Origin of the sequence: Gordonia sp. 'Campus', assembly GCF_022206305.1 — a bacterium.
Taxonomy (GTDB): Bacteria; Actinomycetota; Actinomycetes; order Mycobacteriales; family Mycobacteriaceae; genus Gordonia.
The window spans coordinates 62,808-79,215 of record NZ_JAKOIW010000018.1 but is presented as its reverse complement, the minus strand read 5'-3'; the positions used below and the strand labels follow the sequence as shown (position 1 = coordinate 79,215).

At 68.3% G+C, this 16,408-nt stretch carries 12 protein-coding genes; 10 read left to right on the top strand and 2 right to left on the bottom strand.

Features of this window, described 5'->3' with window-relative positions; translation table 11 throughout:
* Positions 1-45 precede the first annotated feature (45 nt).
* Genes MAY35_RS18070 through MAY35_RS18060 form a run of 3 tightly spaced genes read left to right on the top strand, consistent with a single transcriptional unit; the run spans position 46 to position 4,822 of the window.
* A complete protein-coding gene (locus tag MAY35_RS18070; protein ID WP_238422681.1) occupies positions 46-2,082 on the top strand; it encodes a bifunctional aldolase/short-chain dehydrogenase in 2,037 nt (678 codons plus the stop codon).
* Positions 2,079-3,566: a rhamnulokinase family protein gene (locus tag MAY35_RS18065; protein ID WP_238422680.1), complete on the top strand. Its 1,488-nt coding sequence runs from the start codon at positions 2,079-2,081 to the stop codon at positions 3,564-3,566. The genes MAY35_RS18070 and MAY35_RS18065 overlap by 4 nt, the downstream gene beginning before the upstream one ends.
* A gap of 20 nt (positions 3,567-3,586) precedes the next feature.
* The gene (locus MAY35_RS18060; protein WP_238422679.1) at positions 3,587-4,822 is read left to right on the top strand and encodes an alpha-hydroxy acid oxidase; all 1,236 of its coding nucleotides are present in this window, start codon (positions 3,587-3,589) and stop codon (positions 4,820-4,822) included.
* A gap of 54 nt (positions 4,823-4,876) precedes the next feature.
* Here MAY35_RS18060 and MAY35_RS18055 read toward each other — a convergent pair whose 3' ends face one another.
* Positions 4,877-6,349 (bottom strand): MFS transporter, encoded by a 1,473-nt coding sequence (locus MAY35_RS18055; protein ID WP_238422678.1) that lies wholly within the window; start codon positions 6,347-6,349, stop codon positions 4,877-4,879.
* Positions 6,350-6,528: 179 nt separating this feature from the next.
* Here MAY35_RS18055 and MAY35_RS18050 point away from each other — a divergent pair, with 179 nt between their 5' ends.
* The 3 genes from MAY35_RS18050 to MAY35_RS18040 all read left to right on the top strand — a co-directional run bounded on the left by MAY35_RS18050 (position 6,529) and on the right by MAY35_RS18040 (position 10,670).
* A complete protein-coding gene (locus MAY35_RS18050; protein WP_238422677.1) occupies positions 6,529-7,542 on the top strand; it encodes a LacI family DNA-binding transcriptional regulator in 1,014 nt (337 codons plus the stop codon).
* Positions 7,543-7,642: 100 nt separating this feature from the next.
* Complete coding sequence (locus MAY35_RS18045; RefSeq protein ID WP_180819300.1) at positions 7,643-8,311, top strand: TetR/AcrR family transcriptional regulator; 669 nt, start codon at positions 7,643-7,645, stop codon at positions 8,309-8,311.
* Position 8,312: 1 nt separating this feature from the next.
* The gene (locus MAY35_RS18040; protein ID WP_238422676.1) at positions 8,313-10,670 is read left to right on the top strand and encodes an MMPL family transporter; all 2,358 of its coding nucleotides are present in this window, start codon (positions 8,313-8,315) and stop codon (positions 10,668-10,670) included.
* Positions 10,671-10,675: 5 nt separating this feature from the next.
* On the opposite strand, the gene MAY35_RS18035 is transcribed toward MAY35_RS18040, so the two are convergent.
* The gene (locus MAY35_RS18035; protein WP_238422675.1) at positions 10,676-10,996 is read right to left on the bottom strand and encodes a putative quinol monooxygenase; all 321 of its coding nucleotides are present in this window, start codon (positions 10,994-10,996) and stop codon (positions 10,676-10,678) included.
* 184 nt (positions 10,997-11,180) lie between these two features.
* Between MAY35_RS18035 and MAY35_RS18030 the strand changes: the two genes are divergently transcribed.
* From MAY35_RS18030 to MAY35_RS18015, 4 genes are all read left to right on the top strand, one after another.
* Entirely contained in the window at positions 11,181-12,605 is a 1,425-nt protein-coding gene (locus MAY35_RS18030; protein WP_238422674.1) for an aldehyde dehydrogenase family protein, read from the top strand.
* A gap of 355 nt (positions 12,606-12,960) precedes the next feature.
* The gene (locus MAY35_RS18025; RefSeq protein WP_245404256.1) at positions 12,961-13,890 is read left to right on the top strand and encodes an alpha/beta hydrolase family protein; all 930 of its coding nucleotides are present in this window, start codon (positions 12,961-12,963) and stop codon (positions 13,888-13,890) included.
* A gap of 70 nt (positions 13,891-13,960) precedes the next feature.
* Entirely contained in the window at positions 13,961-14,761 is an 801-nt protein-coding gene (locus MAY35_RS18020) for an alpha/beta fold hydrolase (protein ID WP_238422672.1), read from the top strand.
* Between the two features lie 75 nt (positions 14,762-14,836).
* Entirely contained in the window at positions 14,837-16,345 is a 1,509-nt protein-coding gene (locus MAY35_RS18015; RefSeq protein ID WP_238422671.1) for an alpha/beta hydrolase family protein, read from the top strand.
* Positions 16,346-16,408: the final 63 nt, after the last annotated feature.

Below are 16,408 nucleotides of genomic sequence, written 5' to 3'. Positions count from 1 at the left end.
TTCAGTGAACTCCCCGCTTTCCCGATCTTCAGGAGATCTCTCGCCATGACCAATCCCGCAGTCGCCGCGCTCATCGCGCGCTCCAACCGGCTCGGCTCCGATCCGAAGAACACCAACTACGCCGGCGGCAACACCTCCGCGAAGGGCACCGACACCGACCCCGTCACCGGCGAGGACGTCGAACTGCTGTGGGTCAAGGGTTCCGGCGGCGACCTGGGCACCCTGACCGAGAAGGGCCTCGCCGTCCTTCGTCTCGACCGCATGCGCGCGCTCGTCGATGTCTACCCCGGCCTCGACCGCGAAGACGAGATGGTCGCCGCCTTCGACTACTGCCTGCACGGCAAGGGCGGGGCGGCGCCGTCGATCGACACCGCCATGCACGGCCTCGTCGACGCCGCGCATGTCGATCATCTCCACCCCGACTCGGGCATCGCGATCGCGACCTCCGCCGACGGAGAGGTGCTGACCCAGAAGATCTTCGGCGACCGCGTCGTGTGGGTGCCCTGGCGCCGCCCGGGCTTCCAGCTCGGTCTGGACATCTCTGAGATCAAGAAGAACAACCCGCAGGCGATCGGTTGCATCTTGGGCGGACACGGAATCACCGCCTGGGGTGACACGTCCGAAGAGGCCGAAGCCCACTCGCTCGAGATCATCGACACCGCCGAGAAGTACATCGCCGCCAACGGCCGCTCGCAGCCGTTCGGCGCACCGCTGGACGGGTACGGCGCACTCCCGGCCGCCGAACGTCGTGCCAAGGCCGCGGCCCTCGCACCGTTCATCCGCGGCCTCGCCTCGATGGACAAGCCGCAGGTCGGCCACTTCACCGACGTCGATCCGGTTCTCGACTTCCTTGCCGCACAGGAGCACCCGCGACTGGCCGCTCTCGGAACCAGCTGCCCGGACCACTTCCTGCGCACCAAGGTCAAGCCGCTCGTCCTCGATCTCCCGGCGTCGGCATCGGTCGACGAGTGCAAGGAACGCCTGTCCGCCCTGCACGAGGCCTACCGCGAGGACTACCGCGCCTATTACGACCGCCACGCGACCGAGGACAGCCCGGCGATGCGCGGCGCGGACCCGGCCATCGTGCTCGTCCCGGGCGTCGGCATGTTCAGCTTCGGCAAGGACAAGCAGACCGCACGCGTCGCCGGCGAGTTCTACCTGAACGCGATCAACGTGATGCGGGGCGCCGAGGCCATCTCCACCTACGCACCGATCGACGAATCGGAGAAGTTCCGGATCGAGTACTGGTTGCTCGAGGAGGCCAAGCTCGCGCGGATGCCGAAGCCCAAGCCGCTCGCCACCCGCATCGCACTCGTCACCGGCGCGGCGTCGGGCATCGGCAAGGCCATCGCGGCCCGCCTCGCCGCCGAGGGCGCCTGCGTCGTGATCGCCGACCTCGACGCCGAGAAGGCACGCGCCGCCGCCGAGGAGATCGGTTCGACCGACGTCGCCATCGGTGTGGCCGCCGACGTCACCGACGAGGCAGCCGTGCAGGCGGCGATCGACGCGACCGTGCTCGCCTTCGGCGGCATCGACCTCGTCGTCAACAACGCCGGCCTGTCGCTGTCGAAGTCGTTGCTGGACACCACCGCTGCCGACTGGGACCTGCAGCACAACGTGATGGCCCGCGGCTCGTTTCTCGTCAGCAAGGCAGCGGCGCGAGCCCTGATCGACCAGAAGCTGGGCGGCGACATCCTCTACATCTCGTCGAAGAACTCGGTCTTCGCCGGCCCCAACAACATCGCCTACTCCGCCACCAAGGCCGACCAGGCCCATCAGGTCAGGTTGCTCGCGGCCGAACTCGGCGAACACGGGGTCAAGGTCAACGGGATCAATCCCGATGGCGTGGTGCGCGGTTCGGGGATCTTCGCCGGCGGCTGGGGCGCCAAGCGCGCCGCGGTCTACGGCGTCGAGGAGAAGGACCTGGGCAAGTTCTACGCCCAGCGCACCCTCCTCAAGCGCGAGGTGCTGCCGGAGAACATCGCCAACGCCGCGTTCGCCCTGTGCACCTCGGACTTCTCGCACACCACCGGTCTGCACGTGCCGGTGGACGCCGGCGTCGCCGCCGCGTTCCTGCGATGAGTCGCTCCACTCGGTCCGCCCAGGTCGCCGCCATCGACCTGGGCGCGACCAGCGGCCGGGTGATGCTCGCCGATGTGTCGCAGGGACGACTCGAGCTCGAACAGGTCGCCCGGTTCGCCAACGATCCCGTGCACGTGTGGAACGGTCGACGGTCGGCACTGCACTGGGACGTACCCGGCCTGTTCCGGGAAGCCTCGGCGGGCCTGGCCGAGGCTGCCCGGCAGTCCGACGACCTCGTCGGCATCGGCGTCGACTCGTGGGCGGTGGACTACGCGTTGCTCCGCGACGGCCGGATGCTGGGTCTGCCGCACCACTACCGGGACGACCGCACGGCCGCGGGCGTCGACGCCGTGCACGCCGAACTCGGGCCGGTGGACCTGTACCTGCGCAACGGCCTGCAGTTCCTGCCGTTCACCACGGTGTACCAGCTGGCCGCGGAGAAGGCCGACGGTCTGCTCGACCAGGCCGACAGCGCCCTGCTGATCCCTGACCTGATCACCTACTGGCTGACCGGCAGGCGGGGCACCGAGCGGACCAACGCCTCGACCACCGGCCTGCTCGCCGTCAACGGCCAGTGGGACACCGCGATGATGGAACGCCTCGGGCTGCCCGTCGGACTCTTCCCCGAGATCGTCGAGACCGGGTCCGACCAGGGACCACTGCTTCCCGATGTCGCCGAGCGGCTCGGTCTGTCGTCATCCACCCGGGTCACCGCCGTCGCCTCGCACGACACGGCCTCGGCCGTGGCGGCGATCCCGATGGACCCGTCGCGGGCGGCCTACATCTCCTGCGGCACGTGGGGTCTCGTCGGTGTGGAACTGACCGAACCGGTCCTGTCCCGCGACGGATGGAAGGCCAACTTCACCAACGAGGTCGGCGCCGACGGCCGAATCCGCTACCTGCACAACGTGATGGGACTCTGGCTGCTCAGCGAGACGGTGCGTCAGTACCAGCGCGAGGGCTACCGGGCCGACCTCGGCGAGCTGCTGGCCCAGGCCGCGGAGGTGACGCCGACCGTCGATGTCTTCGACACCGACGACGCGCGCTTCCTCCCGCCGGGTGACATGCCGGCACGCATCCGCGGGTGGTACGACGAGCGCGGCATGCGACCGCCGATGACCCGCGCCGAGATGGTGCGCGCGATCGTCGAGAGTCTCGCATCCGCATTCGCCGACGGCGTCGAGAAGGCCGCCGCGCTGTCGGGGATCCCGGTGGAGACCGTGCACCTCGTCGGCGGCGGGTCGCAGAACCGGCTGCTGTGCCAGCTCACCGCCGACCGCCTGGGCCTGCCCGTCCAGGCCGGGCCCGTGGAGGCGACCGCACTCGGCAACGTTCTCCTCACGGCACGCGCCCATGAATTGATCGATGGCGATCTCGAGGCGATGCGGACTATCGTCGCCGACAGGTTCCCGCCGCAACACTATGCACCCCGACGCAGTCGCGGCACGCGTGCGCGCGCCGCGGTCGGGGCCGGAAAGGCATGACCATGGACACCGGTTCCGCTATGAAGCGCCGAGTACCCAAGCCGCGCGACCTCGCGCCGCTGATGCAGTTCAAGAAGCCGCAGTTCGATGCCAAGAAGCGCCGCCTCGACGCCGCGCTCACCATCGAGGACCTTCGCAAGATCGCCAAGCGGCGCACCCCCAAGGCGGCCTTCGACTACACCGACGGGTCCGCCGAGGCGGAGCTGTCCATCGAACGTGCACGTCAGGCGTTCTCCGACATCGAGTTCCATCCGGCGATCCTGCGCGACGTCTCGAAGGTCGACACCTCGTCGACCATCCTGGGCGGACGCTCGGAACTGCCGTTCGGCATCGCGCCGACCGGGTTCACCCGGATGATGCAGACCGAGGGCGAGTACGCGGGTGCGCGTGCTGCCGGACGCGCAGGCATCCCGTTCTCGCTGTCGACGATGGGCACCGCGTCGATCGAAGACGTCAAGGACGCGAACCCCCACGGGCGCAATTGGTTCCAGCTGTACATGTGGAAGGACCGCGAGCGGTCGATGGCCCTGGTCGACCGGGCCGCGAAGGCCGGCTACGACACGCTGCTCGTGACGGTCGACGTCCCGGTCGCCGGGGCACGCCTGCGTGACAAGCGCAACGGCATGTCGATCCCGCCCGCCCTCACCGCCAAGACGGTGGTCAACGCGATCCCGCGGCCGCAGTGGTGGATCGACTTCCTGACCACCGAACCCCTCGCCTTCGCGTCCCTCGACCGATGGTCGGGCACCGTGGCCGAGCTGCTGGACACCATGTTCGACCCGACTGTCACCTTCGACGACCTGGCCTGGATCAAGTCGCAGTGGCCGGGCAAGCTGGTGGTCAAGGGCATCCAGACCGTCGACGACGCCAAGGCCGTCACCGGACTCGGCGCCGATGGCATCGTCCTGTCGAATCACGGTGGGCGTCAGCTGGATCGGGCACCGATCCCGTTCCACCTCCTGCCGGACGTCGCCCGGGAGGTCGGCGCGGACACCGAGGTCATGTTGGACACCGGCATCATGAGCGGCGCCGACATCGTGGCATCGGTCGCACTCGGCGCCCGATTCACGCTCGTCGGACGCGCCTACCTGTACGGCCTGATGGCCGGGGGCGAGGCCGGGGTCGACCGGATGATCGAGATCCTGGGCGAGCAGATCGCGCGCACCATGCGCCTGCTCGGGGTCGCATCCCTGGAGGAGCTGACACCCGCGCATGTGACCCAGCTCGAGCGTCTGGTGCCTCGGGCGCGTTCCTGACGCCACGGTGTCGCGGGGGGCCCGATTCTTGCGATCGGGCCCTTCCGCGTCTGATCAGGCGGATCGTGCCCCGACGTCCGGGGACTGTTCGCGTCGATGTCCGAAGTGGTCGACCAGCCCCACCACCAGCGCGATGAGGACCAGGCCGGCGGCGGTCGCGAGCCCGATCTGGAAGGCACGGGCCCAATCGCCGCCGCTGTTGGCGACCTGGGCGAAGAACACCGCACCGACGAGCGCGATACCGGCCGCGGCGCCGATGCGCTGGCCGGTCTGCAGGACGCCTCCGGCGATGCCGGCCTTGGTGACCGGCACCTGGTCGAGGCTCAGCGTGAGGTTCGGCGAGATCACCAGACCCGAGCCGACACCGGCGACGAGCAGCGGCAACGCGGCGGCGTAACCGACGTTGTGGCCCGGCACGAACTGGACGGCGAGGATCGTCGTGATCATCCCGAGGACGACGAGCCCCAGGCCGAGCAGCACCAACGACCGACCCACCCGGTTGACGATGTTGCCGCCGACTGCAGCCGACACCGCGGACCCCAGGGCGAACGGCGTGACCGCCAGCCCTGCCTGCAGCGCCGAGTAGCCCAGACCCTGCTGGACGAACAGGGTGTAGATGAAGAACACCGTGGTGAAGCCCGCGAAGTAGACCATGGCGATGATGCAGCCGAGTGAATACGACCGCATCGAGAACAGCGAGAGGTCGACGAGTTGCTGATGTCCCGCCCGACCCTGGCGGCGTTCCCACAGCACGAACGCGCCGAGCAACACCGCTGCCACGATCAGCAGCAGCCACTTCTGCGCGCCGGGCCACTCCTGTTCCTGCACGAGGGGCAGCATCAGTGCGAACACGCCGACTCCCAGCAGCACCACGCCGACGGGGTCGAAACTCCCGCGCAGTGGTTGCTTGAGCTCGTCGGGCCGGGCCGGGATCAGCCGGATCGCGGCGACGAAGGCGGCGACACCGATCGGCACGTTGACGAAGAAGATCCACCGCCAGCCGTCGACTCCGCCGCCCAGCTGGATGAGGACACCGCCGAGCAGCGGTCCGACCGCCGTCGAGATCCCGATGGTCGCGGCGAACATACCGAAGGCCTTGCCGCGCTCGGCCCCGCGGAACAGCAGCTGGATGAGGCCGGAGACCTGCGGAGCGAGAATGCCGCCTGCAACGCCCTGGATCAGGCGGAAGACGACGAGCTGGGTCGGGCCCTGCGCCACCCCGCATGCTGCCGATGCCAGCACGAACAGAGTCAGTCCGACCAGGAAGGTCACCTTGCGGCCCCGGGCGTCACCGACCCGCCCGGCGGGCACGAGTACCAGACCGAAGGTGAGCGCGTACCCGGACACGACCCACGACAGATCGGCGGACGTGGCACCGAGCCCGGCCTCGATGGACGGCAGCGCGACGTTCACGATCGAGACGTCGAGCAGCGTCATGAATCCCACCACCAGACACACCGCCAGGGCCTTCCACCGGCGCGGATCGGGTTGGTAGTCGGCGGAGAACGGACTGGCCGGAGTCGACATCGAGTCGCCTTTCGTGCTGGAGGTGCCGCGCAGGTGGTGCCCGACGCGCCAGAACGACACCAGAGTGGACGAAACGTGGCGGGACGAAACCTGTTCGTAGTCAACCAGGCCGGGAGATGGGCGACCCTCCCGACTCCGCGTACCGCGTGTACGCGCACCGCGTCTGGTGAGATGAACCCATGAGTGTGAGCATGCGTGACGTCGCCGCCGCGGCCTCGGTGTCGGTGGGCACGGTCTCGAACGTGCTCAACGCTCCGGGGAAGGTCTCCCCGTCCACCGTCGCCCGGGTCCAGGCGGCGATCGACCAACTCGGCTTCGTACGCAACGACGCCGCGCGTCAACTCCGGGCGGGACGGTCCCGATGCGTCGGGCTGGTGGTCCTCGATGTCGGGAACCCGTTCTTCACCGACATCGCGCGGGCCGCCGAACGCCGCGCGGGCGACCACGACCTCACGGTTCTGCTCGGCACGTCCGACGATGACGAGTCGCGCGAGCAGGCCTACCTCGACACCTTCGACGAACAGCGGGTGTTCGGATTGCTCGTCTCCCCCATCGGCGACGATCTGCGCCGGTTCGAGTCCCTGCGACGCCGCGGCACCCCGGTCATCCTCGTCGACCGCGACGCGGGCGGCTCCCCCTTCGACTCCGTTGCCGTGGACGACATCGCGGGCGGGCGCCTGGCGGTGTCGCATCTGTGCGAGACCGGGCGCCGCCGCATCGTCTTCGTCGGCGGGCCCGGGGGACTGCGGCAGGTCGCCGACCGTCGCCGCGGCGCCCAGGACGCGGTCTCCGGCGTCGACGGGGCGACCCTGGAGGTCGTGGACACGACGACTCTGAGCGTGTTGGCCGGGCGTGAGGTGGGCACCGCCTTGCTGGATCGCGGTCCGCACGGCCTCCCGGATGCGGTCTTCTGCGCCAACGACCTCCTCGCCATCGGTGTGTTGCAAGCCTTCACCATGCTCGCCGGAGGTGTGCGGGTCCCCGACGACGTGGCGATCATCGGTTACGACGACATCGACTTCGCCAGGTCGGCCGTCGTCCCGTTGTCCTCGATCCGGCAGCCGACCACCCGGATCGGCGTCACCGCGGTCGACCTGCTGATCAGCGCGGCAAACGATCCCGCGGAACGCCACGAACCGTCGAACCTGGTGTTCCAGCCCGAACTCGTCGCCCGGGCGTCGACCCTGGGGTGATCGCCGGTGTGATGCGCGTCATCGCCGGGTACGCGGTGTGAGGACTCTCCTAAATAATGCATGACTCTGCAACATTGCAGACTTCTGCAACTTCCGTACGGTGGAAGTCGTGCACTCCACCGGCCTCCGCGAAGCGAAGAAAGCGGCCACCCGCTCGGCGCTCGCCCGCGCCGTGCTCCGGTTGTCCACCCGGGCCGGCATCGACCATGTGACGATCGACGCCGTCGCGGCCGAGGCCAATGTCTCGGTCCGGACGTTCCACAACTACTTCAGCGGCAAAGAGGACGCGCTGCTGTATTTCGTGTCGTCGCTGTTCGACACGATCGTGGAACGAATCGAGGCCCGGCCGACGGACGAGAGTTTCTTCTGCTCGGTCCGCACGGCTCTCATCGATGCCGCCACCTCGCCCGATGTCGGCGACCCCGCCGAGATCGTCGCGCTGCTACGCCTTCTCGACACCGATCCCGGGTTGACGGCCAGGTCCCGGGACATGGAGTTGGGCGACACCGTCGAGGCCCGACTCGCCGAACTGTGCGCACAGCGCGGCCAGCCTGCACACACCCTGTACCCGCGGCTCGTCCTGCACAACGCGATCACCACCATCCGTGTCGCCCTCGAATTCTGGGTGACGCATCACGACGACACCGCAGACGAGCCGGCTGACCTGGCCTCGGTCCTGGAGTCCGCCTTCGATCAGCTGGCATCCGGCCTGTCGCAACCGATCCCACCCATGAACGATCTCGCCGTCCCATCCCCCGAGGAGCTTTGACGTGGCAACACACCTGTACCGACTAGGGCGATGGGCGTTCGAGAACCGCCTCAAGACCATCGCGATCTGGGTTCTGGTCCTCATCGGACTGGGCATCGGCGCGAGCCTTCTGGCCAAACCGACCTCGGAGTCGTTCTCGATCCCGGGCATCCCGTCGGAGAAGGCGCAGGACCTGATGGTCGAGCGCTTCCCCGGCGAGGCGACCTTCGGCTCAGACATCGGCGTCACGTATGTCGTTCGCGCACCAGAGGGTTCGACGCTGACCGAGCCCCGATACCAGGAGGCCATCGACTCGATGGTCGCCGGACTGAAGTCGGTCGAGGACGTCAAGAACCCCGACTCGATCACCAACCCGTTCGTCTCCTACGGCACCGAGCAGTCACCGGGTCAGCTCCGCGAACTGTCGGCGGCCTTCCAGGAGAAGACCTTCGGCAAGAACGCCGAGGAGGCGGCCGCCGACGCGCAGGCCACGTCACCGATCAACGCGGCGGGCACCGTCGCGCAGCTCGGCGCCTCCTTGAATGTCGAGGCGTCGTCGGATGTCACCGAGACGATGCGCGAACAGATGGACAAGATCGCCGACGACGCGCGCGCTGCGGGGCTCACCGTCGAGATGAAGGGCTCGGCCACCCAGCAATTCGAGCTCGGGATCACCTCTGAGCTGATCGGCATCGGTGTGGGCGCGCTGATCCTCATCCTCACGTTCGCCTCCCTCGTCGCGTGGGGCATGCCGATCATCACCGCGATCGTCGGCGTGGCGATCGGGATGCTCGGCGTCCAGATGGGCACTCACTTCTTCGATCTCAGCAACGAGACCCCCATCCTCGCGACGATGATCGGCCTCGCGGTCGGCATCGACTACGCGCTGTTCATCGTCTCCCGCTATCGCCACGAGATCCATCGATCGGCGAGCCGGGCCGATGCGGCGGGCAGAGCGGTCGGCACCGCCGGTTCCGCGGTCGTCTTCGCCGGCAGCACCGTGGTCATCGCGCTGGCCGCCCTCGCGATCGTGAACATCCCGTTCCTGACCGCGATGGGTATCGCCGCCGCAGGCACCGTCGTCGCAGCCGTGCTGGTCGCCCTCACACTCCTGCCGGCGATCCTCGGCCTCTTCGGCGGCAAGGCCTTCGCGGGACGGGTGCCGCGCCTCAACGCACCCGATGTCGGACCGGATGACGCCGACCGCGTCCACAACGGCCAACGTTGGGTCCAGCGCGTCGTGGCCCGGCCGCGCACCGTGACGGTCGCGATCGTGGGCATCATGATCGTCCTCGCGATCCCGATGGCCGGGCTCAAGCTCGCGCTGCCCAACGACGGGACCGCGGATCCGTCCGAAACACAGCGCCGCGCCTACGACATGGTCGCCGAGGGTTACGGCCCCGGCTTCAACGGACCGCTTGTCGTCGTCGCGGACGGTCGGGCCATCGAGGACACCGGCGAGCGTCTGCGCGCCTTCGACACCCTCGTCGACGACCTCGGTCGTATCGACGACGTCGCGGTTGCCCAGATCGGCGCGGGTGGTCTCAACGAGGCCCAGGACACCGCGAAGATCACGATCATCCCGTCGACCGCGCCGTCGGACGAGGCGACTCCCGCACTGGTCGAAGCGCTCCGCGAGATGGAGTCCCAGGTGCAGGGCGCGACGGGCATCTCGTACGGCGTCACCGGCCAGACCGCGATCGAACTCGACATCTCCGACCGCCTGTCGAGTTCACTGATCCCCTACCTCCTGGTCGTGGTGGGTCTCGCGTTCACCCTGCTGATCATCGTGTTCCGTTCGATCCTCGTCCCGCTGACCGCGGCCCTCGGCTTCCTGCTGAGCGTCGCCGCGACCTTCGGTGTGACGGTGGCCCTGTTCACCGATGGCGATCTGGGAATCGTCGACAACCCGCAACCGCTGGTGTCGTTCCTGCCGATCATGTTGGTGGGCATCGTGTTCGGGCTCGCGATGGACTACCAGGTGTTCCTGGTGACCCGGATGCGGGAGGCGTACGTGCACGGCGCCGACGCCAAGACGGCGGTGGTCGAGGGGTACCGGCACAGCGCCCGCGTGGTGGCGGCCGCCGCGGCCATCATGATCTCGGTGTTCGCCGCGTTCATGCTGCAGGACATGGCGTTCATCATGGTGATGGGCTTCGCGCTCGCGGCCGCGGTGTTCTTCGACGCCTTCGTCGTCCGGATGACGCTGATGCCCGCGGTGCTCACCGTCCTGGGTGACAAGGCCTGGTGGCTGCCGCGATGGCTGGATCGCATCCTGCCCGAGGTCGACATCGAGGGCGAGAAGCTGGGACTCGGCAGCGCCCCCGCCGGCTCGGCCGCGGGAGCCGACGCGGACCCCGAGGTCCGCGCCGGCCGCTGAGCAGATCAGTCGACCCGGAACTCCCCGAGTTCGGACCAGCTGTCCCCGTCGATCGTCGTGTTGATGACGTCGGGGGTGCGCTGGAGGTACTTGGGGAGTTCCTGCTGGGCCTGCTTGAAGTGCGGAGCGGTGACGTGCGCCTCGGCGGCGTCGTCGTCGAAGGCCTCGACCAGCACGTAGGTGTTCGGGTCTTCCATCGACCGCGACCAGTCGAACCACTTGTTGCCGGGTTCGGCGCGCGTAGCCTCGGTGAACTCGCGTGACAGCTCGGGCCACTCGTCGGCGTACTCGGGCTTGATCGGGAACTTCACGACGATGAGGATCATGACTCGACCCTAGTACCCCGCACACGGACGAAGCGTCGCAGAATGCGACTGGGACGGCTGTCCCAGAATGTGTCACAAAGTGTTCCACCCGGAAGGCGGGGATTCACGAGACCCCGATCGCGGCAGGGCCTAGAGTGTGAAACAGACAACAATTGTCCTCACTTCAGGCTGCAATGGAGGCACCATGCCGGACATCACCAAGTTCTACATCGACGGCCAGTGGGTCGAGCCCGCCGAGCTCAACCTCATTGACGTCATCAACCCGGCCACCGAGAAGTCGGCCGGTCAGGTCGCGATCGGTAGTGCCGCCGACGTCGACGCAGCGGTCGACGCCGCTCGTCGCGCATTCGTCACCTGGGGTCAGACCACCGTCGAAGAACGCCTCGAGGTCCTCAACCGGATCATCGCCGAGTACCAGAACCGCATGGGCGATCTCGCCGCCGCGGTCACCGAGGAGATGGGTTCGCCCGTCGGTCTCACCAACGCCGCCCAGGTGCCCATCGGCCTCGGCCACCTGATGACCGCCGCCGCGCAACTCCCCGACTTCAAGTTCGTCGAGGACCGGGGCAGCTCGCGCATCGCCAAGGAGCCGATCGGCGTGTGCGGCTTCATCACTCCGTGGAACTGGCCGCTCAACCAGGTGATGTGCAAGGTCGCCCCGGCTCTGGCCACCGGCTGCACCATGGTCCTCAAGCCGTCGGAGGTCGCACCGTTCTCGGCCGCGATCGTCGCCGAGATCTTCGACGCCGCGGGCGTTCCCGCCGGCGTGTTCAACCTCGTCAACGGTGACGGCCCCGGCGTCGGTGCCGCGCTGTCGAGCCATGAGGGCATCGACATGATCTCGTTCACCGGTTCCACCCGGGCCGGCATCGAGGTCGCGAAGAGCGCGGCGCCGACCGTCAAGCGCGTCGCACAGGAACTGGGCGGCAAGAGCCCGAACATCATCCTCGACGACGAGGACTTCGCGAAGAACGTCGCGGGCGGCATCGCGACGATGATGATGAACTCGGGCCAGTCCTGCAACGCCCCGAGCCGGATGCTGGTCCCGGCGGGTCGCGTCGACGAGGTCGCCGAGATCGCCAAGGGCGTCGCCGCCGAGCTCACCGTCGGCGACCCGACCACCGACGTGAAGCTGGGTCCGGTGGTTTCCGAGGCGCAGTTCGACAAGATCCAGGGCCTCATCGAGCGGGCCCTCGCCGACGGTGCCACCGCGGCCGTCGGCGGCGCCGGCCGTCCCGAGGGCCTCGAGACCGGTTACTACGTGAAGCCCACCGTGTTCACCAATGTCACCAACGACATGGAGATCGCCCGCACCGAGGTGTTCGGTCCGGTCCTCGTCGTGATCGGCTACGACTCGATCGACGAAGCGATCAAGGTCGCCAACGACACCGAATACGGCCTCGCCGGATACGTCTCGGGCAAGGACGTCGACGAGGTGCGCCGCATCGGCTCGCAGATCCGCGCCGGCTCGATCTCGCTCAACGGCGCGCAGCTCGACCCCAGCGCACCGTTCGGCGGTTACAAGAAGAGCGGCAACGGTCGCGAGTGGAGCGACTACGCCTTCGACGAGTTCCTCGAGGTGAAGTCGCTGCTCGGCTTCGGCGCCTGACACCAAATTTTCCGACGACACCGCCGGGCGCATCCTCACACGGATGCGCCCGGCGGTGCTGTGTGTGGGCACCGGCGGGTCGGTGTCGCCGCGAGCCATCGGGGTCCGATAAGTCGCAACCTCGGGACACGCGCACGGCGGGGACCTAAGCTGGCCGAACGACTTCAGAACGGTCGCGTCCGGCAGATGACCGGTTCGGCATTCTTCGGGGGAAGAAGAGCGTCAGCATGACGCAAACGGGGGGACAGTGTTTCAAGCATTTTCGCGTGCGGACGTTGCCGCACGCCTGGCCGCTGTGCGTGTTTTCGCAGCGAGTGTCGTCGCAGTGGGTCTTGTCGCAGTGAGTGTTGCGGCGATGTGTTCGGCGGCCGGGCCCGCCGCCGGCGCGCCCGCACACTCACGAATCGTCTCGGTTGTGCAGGAGTCCGCGACCCGGGCCCAGGTGTGGGTGTATTCGGCGGCGATGGACAAGCAGATCAAGTTGTTCGTCCTGACTCCTCGGACCACGACCGGGCCACGACCCACGCTCTACCTGCTCGACGGCGCGGGTTCGCGGGGCAACACCAGCGGCTGGCGTGAAGCCGGAAGCGTCGACGAGTTCTTCGCCGACAAGGACGTGACCGTCGTGCTTCCGACGGGAGCGTACGGAACGCAGTACGCCGACTGGGAGCGACGAGATCCCAAGGTGGGCAAGCCCATGTGGGAGACGTTCCTGACAAGAGAGCTGCCGCCGCTCATCGACAGCCGCTTCGAGTCCGACGGGTCGCGAGCCATCGCCGGTGTCTCGATGGGCGGCCAGGCCGCGTTCACCCTGGCAGCGCGTGCCCCCTGGCTCTACCGTGCGGTGGCCTCGCTCAGCGGATGCCCCCCGGTGTCCTCGCCGCAGGGTGAGGCGTATGTCCGGGCGACGCTTGCCCGGGGCGGCTTCGATGCCGACAACATGTGGGGCCCCGTCGGCTCCCGCGGGTGGCGCGATCACGATCCCGCCCGTCACCTCGAGCGACTCCGCGGCAAGACGTTGTACCTCTACTCGGGTGCCGGCCGGCTCGGACCCGCGGACGTCGCCCGAGATGTCACCCCCGAGGAGGGCCTCTATCAAGCCGTGTTGGCGGCCTCCTCGGCCTTCGAAGTCGCCACCGACGACTGTTCACGCCGGTTCGCCGGGCAGCTCCGCGACGCCGGTCTGCCGTACATCGATGGTCTGCGGACTGTCGGAACGCACCATTGGTACTACTGGGCACAGGAACTGCCCCGTATGTGGACGGCCATCGCGCCCGCCCTCTGAGAAGATGTTCTCCCCGCTCGGGACCGAGCATCGCTCGGTGTCGCGCTAAGCCCGCCGATACGATCGGTCCATGCAGATCCCGGCCGGCCCCGACTCATCGACCCTGCTCGACGCCGAGGTGTTCGGCGACGGCGCCCCGCTGCTCCTCATCGAAGGGATGTCGGCCCACCGCGGTATGTGGACCGACGACCTGCTCGACGCCCTCACCCCGCACTTCTCCGTCGCCGTCTACGACCATCGCGGTATCGGTCAGAGCAGCCGCGCCGAGGCCGCCTTCACCATCGCCGATCTCGCCGCGGACGCCCGGGACGTGATCGACGGTCTGGGCTGGGGTTCGGCGCACATCCTCGGCACGTCGATGGGAGGCATGATCGCGCAGGAACTCGCTCTGGGCTTCCCCGATCATGTGCGCAGCCTTGTCCTGGGGTGCACCACCGCGGGTGGTCCCGGATCCATCAGTGCCCCGGGCGCGGCCCGCCTCGTGGACGCGATCGCCTCCCGCGACGCCGCACGCGTCGCCCGCACCGCGTTCGAAGTGAACCTGTCACCGGACTTCGCCGCCCGCGACGGCGCGTTCGACCGATTCGTCACGCTCTCCACGCAGCGGCGAGTGCCGTCGGCCGTCGTCGCCTGGCAGGCGGCGGCCTGCGCCGCCCACGACACCCGCGACCGGCTCGGTGACCTCGCCGTGCCCACGACCGTCGTCCACGGCGATGTGGACGAGGTGATCGGTGTCGCCGAAGGTGAGCGCCTCGCCGGGGCGATCCCGAACGCGGGACTCGAACGCTGGCCGGGTGTCGGGCACATGTTCTGGTGGGAGCGTCCCGACGAGACAGCCGAACTGGTCCGAAAAATTTCTCTGGAGCGGTAACGCAGGTCCCCTCCCCGAACGACATCCCTGATATCGGCACCAGGTGATCGGGTGGCCGCATATCTCAGGAGCTCCATGTCGCACTCGCACAGCGAACAGCCCATCTCGTCCCCCTCTCCCGCTCATGCGGACACCTCGTCGCCACGTCGGTTCTCTCCGCGCCGCCGCATCCTGACGGGCATCTCGGCGGTCGTCGTCCTCACTCTCGGCTTGTTCGGGGCGAGCACGCTGCTCAACTCGTCGAACACCGCGAGCGCGTTGCGCGGGCATCCCGAGGTCCTGCGCCCGGGCTGCACCTGGGACAAGTCGGGGAACTTCGTCCAGAACTGCAAGGTGTGGTCGGAGTCGCAGAAGCGTGAGGTGATCGTCCAGATCCGCGCCTCGAGCGGCAGCGACAGCGGCGTCTACATGCTCGACGGCATGCGGGCCAGCGAGACCCGCTCGGCCTGGACCACCGATGTGCAGGCAGCGAAGGTCTACGACGCCAAGGCCGACACCACCCTGGTCATGCCGGTGGGCGGAGCATCGTCGTTCTACACCGACTGGGACGGTGGCGCCGGTGACAAGAACACCACGATCAAGCAGGAGACGTTCCTGACCTCGGAGCTGCCCGGTTACCTCGAGCGCGAGTTCGGCGTCAGCCGCAACAACAACGCGATCATCGGTCTGTCGATGTCGGGCGGACCGGCGGTGACACTGGCCGAACGGCACCCGGAGCAGTTCAGGGTGGTCCAGGCGATGTCCGGTTACTACCAGACCGACAACCCGGTCGGCGCCCTCGGTGTCATGGCCACTCAGACGATGGTGTCGAACTACGTCAACGGTGTCGTCAACATGTGGGGTGCGCCGGGAAGTACCCGCTGGACCGACAACGACCCGTCGAAGAACCTCACGCAACTGGCCGACAACGGCCAGGTCCTCATCATCTCGTCGGGCAACGGCTTCCTGACCCCCACCGAGATGGCCAAGCTCGCCCCGCAGGACCAGATCAGTGCGATGGCGCTGGAAATCCTGTCCGCGGTGTCGACCGTGCTCATGCAGCTGCAGGCGAAGCAGGCCGGTGTGTCGGTGATCTCGCTGCCGAACTACGGCGGGCACACATGGGAGAACTGGGGACGCGCACTCGGCGGCGGCAAGGACCAGGTCCTCACCGCGCTCCGCAACAACCCGCCGGTGACCACGAAGACCACCGTCGTCTCCTCTTCGGGCAACCCCGACCCGGAGGGCCCCGCCAAGGTGACCCTCGCAGCCAAGAAGGCCGCCGAGACCACTCCTGCACTCGATCTCTCGGGGCTCTCCGCCAGGGGGTCGTCGAGCGAGTCCGGTTCCTCGTCGGAGTCCGCCTCAGCCGACTCGTCGGCTTCTGAGTCGTCCGGTTCGGAGTCGTCCGCTTCCGAGTCGTCGTCGGCCGGGCTCGCCCCGTCGGCAGCGTCGAAGTCGGAATCGGTGGACGCCACCGCACCGGAGTCGGCCACCAGCAGCGAGACCGCGACACGGAGCGCTCCCCGGCTCGCACCCGCAGGCCCGGGTCGCGCGTCCACTTCCGGTAGCAGCTCGAGCAGTACCCCGGTCCCGTCCCGCTGACGAAGGTTCCCGCTTCCGTTTCCGTTCCCGTTCACGCAGGAGTGCGTGAGCGGGAACGGGATA